We start from the raw sequence: 4,334 nt of genomic DNA, 5'->3' as shown, positions 1-4,334 counted from the left end.
CCAGTGCTTGTTCTTGTTGATTCAGCTGGTGTACTTGATGAAGTTCCAGTGCTTGTGCCTGTTGTTGATGCTGGTGTACTTGATGAAGTACCAGTGCTTGTGCCTGTTGATTCACCTGGTGTACTTGATGAAGTTCCAGTGCTTGTGCCTGTTGATTCACCTGGTGTACTTGATGAAGTTCCAGTGCTTGTGCCTGTTGATTCAGCTGGTGTACTTGATGAAGCTCCAGTACTTGTTCCAGTTGTTCCTGTTGATTCTTCTGTACTTGATGAGCTTGTAGTTGGTGGTGTTATATCAAAATATATTGTTGTTTTATCAGTATTATTAGTAAATACTGGAACATTTATAACATCATTTTTAATAATACCACCAGCAAAATCAAATGCTCCATCAGTAGGGACATCTGCTTGTTTAACTGTATCAGTATGAATTGTAGTTGGGAAAGTAACCTTCGTACTTCCAAGTACAGCAGCATCAGCTAACTGATTAACAATCGCACCTGTACCATTCACAACAGTTTTAAGGCTAGTAACCGCAAGTCGAAGTGGACCAGTAATTGTGGCAACACCAGCATTAAATACTCCTGCAGCAGCTTTTCTTTCAGTATTAATAAGTGTAGACCCAATGCCATCATAAGGAATTGGTTCTGCTTTCAAATTACCAATTAGATTGTAAATATTATCAAGAACATCGGATAATTTTTTTTGAAGAATTTTACCTAAACCATCATCTAAAGTAACATACATATATGTTCCATCAGCCGACATTTGAATGTTTTCTTTAAAATCTGCCTCATCAAAGGTAATTGCATCATTTAATAGAGCGTTAATTGCATCAGATGTTTCTTGAAAATTAGTTTTTACGCCTCCAACTGAACCTGCAACATTTAATGCCGCGGCTACTGCAGAAGTCGCAGTATCTAAAGCAGTTTGAAGTCCTGTAACGGCAGTACCTAATAGAGGAACTTCTTTCAATTTCAAACTAAATGCAGCATTCACATCAGCTTGTGCTCCTGGGGTAATATTACCTTGAATTCCAGTTGGGATTTTAATAACTGCTTGTTTTTTACCAGAAGCGATTGCAGAAACATCAGCAACTCCACTACCACTTATAGTAAAGTTTACTGCTTTATCACCATCTACACCAGCTTTATATTTTGGTCCATTTGGTGTAGTGCCACTTGAATTATTCAAACTTGAATTTTGGAATAATGATCCTTCAAGTACAGCAGCATGTGCTACAATTGCTCCTGAGTTTAAACCAACTATATAACTAGTTCCGAGTGGTGCTACCACACCTATAAAGATTGCTGCTCCTGCATACAACCATTGTTTACCAGATTTCCAAGATCTAAAGCTCATCTTATTGCGGGAATCTTCGTTCGTATTTCTTTTATTCATTTAATTCCTCCAAAATGCTTGTAATTTTTCTAAAATTATTAATATAAATATTTTTGAAACCAAGTTTAATCATTTCTCTTGCCCACATGGGCTTTATGTGAACACGGGCAATGTTAAAGATTTACTTATCCTTTTATCAAAAAAGACTATTAGTTAATTCTGATAAAAAGATTGTGCGATGAATATTCCTATTCATTGTTTTATAAACTTTTTAAATCGATTTAAACAATTAATAACGTAAACTCTTTTTATTTTCTTTTTTCCGTTTCACTCCTTTCTGCTTTGAAAGTTATACCAATCAGCCTCTTAAAATATGGTATAACCTCAATTTGCACCTCTATTTTATAACAAGTAAAGATTTTAGTAAAATAAAAACTATGAAATTTTAGCTCTTCAACTTACTTTTATGTAATAAAATAACGAATTAGTGTATATTATGCTCTTATTTCCGAATAATAAAGTCAAAAATCTACTTCGTTTGGTATATACCAAACGAAGTAAATGAAATCACTTACATTTTTGTATTGATACAGATAAGGTTGGAAGCTTTTATATTTAGGGTATATTTTTAGAAAATTTAATAAAGACTACAATATATTAATAATTATATACAGTTTTCAAAAAAAAAATAATTAAATTACATTTGGCTATTTAATTTTTTTTATAATTTTTTTTATTAAATTTATTTATTTTAATAAAGTTGCCTTATTAGCAGTTTATATATCAAATAATTTAACTTTGGTTTTTAGTTTATGTTATTTTTACAAATAGGTTAACTGATAAATTTCATACAAAAAGTAATGGATGTTTTTTATATCCATTACTTTTTTATTATTAATAATTAACTTTTTTTCCAAAGATGAACAGCATCTAAAACTTTATCTTGCCACTCTTTCCATACTTTATCCTCTGTAAAATCTCGGGCTCTTTCTGAAGCACCCAAACTCAACTCAGACAATTTTTTATCATCTGAAAATATAGTGACTATTCTATCTGCTAGTGTTTGATAGTCGCCATTTGGAACTATATATCCAGATACTCCCTCTTTTACCAGATATGATGGTCCATAATTTGTATCATAAGATACACAAGGTATCCCATAAGTTGCAGCCTCAAGAATAGCCAGAACGAATCCTTCAAAACGACTAGTCATCATAGTAAGTTCAGCTTGTCCATAAATTTCATCCATGCTACCTGTGTAGCCTTTTAATTTAACAATTTCCTCTAAATTATACTCAGCAATAACTTTTTCAACTTTTTTCTTTTCTTCACCTGTACCCTCGGCGTACCCATATATATCAAGAGTAATCCAAGGCAATTTATCGTGAGCAAGTTTGAATGCTCTTACTGCATCATCGAGATGCTTTTCAGGAAATATACGTGCTACAGTTACAATTTTGCCTTTAATCTTTTCAACATTCAATTTAGAGATTCTGTCTAGCTCTCCATCCGCCACTATACCAACTGGAACTGCATTAATAGGAACTTGAGTTCGTAAGCGTTTTACCATATCATCTGCTTGATTTTGTGTAGGGGTTAATATCATATCCATACTGGAAAGCTGCTCTGTATTTGCAATAGATGGATAAACCAAGGGTGAACCCATAGTATCCCAATAATCTCTAACATGAATGTTATGAAAATGTTCAATTTTGAAGGCTGGAGTTTGCATATTAATCATTGCTATATTGGCGATATTGCTGCGATCCGCTATGAATACATTTTTGCCACCGTCTTCTTGATTAAGATAGTCTAAAAAGATACCAAAAGCTTCATCCTGGTTCATAACTGAATAAATCCGACCTTCTGGCCCAGTAAGTTGCTGATTTGTATTTACTATCCCATCTCCACTTTTCCGATAAAATTTTTTAAAATATATTCGACCGCTTGGACTCACAAATTCTTCCGTATTAACCCAAGGAGTATCATCAGGATTATTTTCGTTATATGCATAATACTTTATTAAGCTAATAAATCCCCTAGAATCATAAAAATCTTGTTCAAGTAAAATACCGTCTGAATCAAAATATGAAATATAGTCTAGTTCATCTCCCCTTAGAACTATCTGAAAAGCCTTCCTGTTGCCAAAAAAAGCAAATTTATTCCCATCAATATCTTTAATTTCGTAATTTCCAATTCCAGGAATATCTTTAATTGAAGTTTTTCGTGGTTCAAAATCCAGTGACTGAGCAAAATATTCATAGAAGTTAAGATAGTCGCCTTTTTCCAAACCTTCAATTAAATCTAGGTTGTCATAAACAAACCTATTGTATTCAATTCCAATTATCTTGGCTGGAACACCTTTTTTCTTGAAAAGATTTAATCTTTTTATTTCAGCATGCTCTATTCCTGATAATTGCTCTGCAATATTGGCAGTTAAAAAATAATACAAAATTCTACCTCACATTCATTTTTATTTCATTATAACACATAGAAAAGTTTAGACCATGATTAAACATTGATTCTAGTAATTCATATAATTCAAAAAGCGAATGAGAATTAATCTCATTCGCTTTTTTATAGTAGAATCTACTAAATATTATTTTCAGTTACGAATTTTTTATTTAGTTTCATCTTCTTCATTTTTTCTCTTCTTAGCAAATCCAAATAGTCCTGCTACACCGATTAGTGCTAGACCAATGATTCCTGCTGAACCAGCGACTTCACCAGTACTTGGTAGATTCTTTCCATTTGAACTTGAAGAACTTGAAGAACCTGAAGAACTTGATCCTTTATAACCAGATTTTTTCTCTCTTGTGTTATTAAGTTTATTAGCATCTTCTACAATCTTATCAATAGTTTTACCATCTTCTGCTTTATCAATTGCATCTTTTGCTTTTTGCTTTTCGTCAGGAGTTAGATTTGGAAGCTTATCGATTTCTTTCTTAGCATCATCTTTCTTCTTATCTAGAGCATTCTTATCATTTTTCTTCT

General features: G+C 32.4%; 3 protein-coding genes. All 3 read right to left on the bottom strand.

Translation table 11 applies throughout. The features are described from left to right. Positions 1-1,400: KxYKxGKxW signal peptide domain-containing protein (locus BG262_RS03250; protein ID WP_143602648.1), on the bottom strand; the 1,400-nt coding region annotated here is incomplete at its 3' end. An 841-nt stretch (positions 1,401-2,241) separates the two neighbouring features. Then, entirely contained in the window at positions 2,242-3,792 is a 1,551-nt protein-coding gene (locus BG262_RS03245; RefSeq protein WP_070787458.1) for a glycosyltransferase, read from the bottom strand. A 168-nt stretch (positions 3,793-3,960) separates the two neighbouring features. Then, positions 3,961-4,334, bottom strand: a 374-nt coding sequence (locus tag BG262_RS10645) for an LPXTG cell wall anchor domain-containing protein (protein ID WP_143602646.1), incomplete at its 5' end; no start/stop codon positions are given.

Source organism: Floricoccus penangensis (genome assembly GCF_001832885.1).
GTDB lineage: Bacteria > Bacillota > Bacilli > Lactobacillales > Streptococcaceae > Floricoccus > Floricoccus penangensis.
Note: the sequence above shows the minus strand (reverse complement) of the source record. Positions and strands in the feature narration are given on the sequence as shown.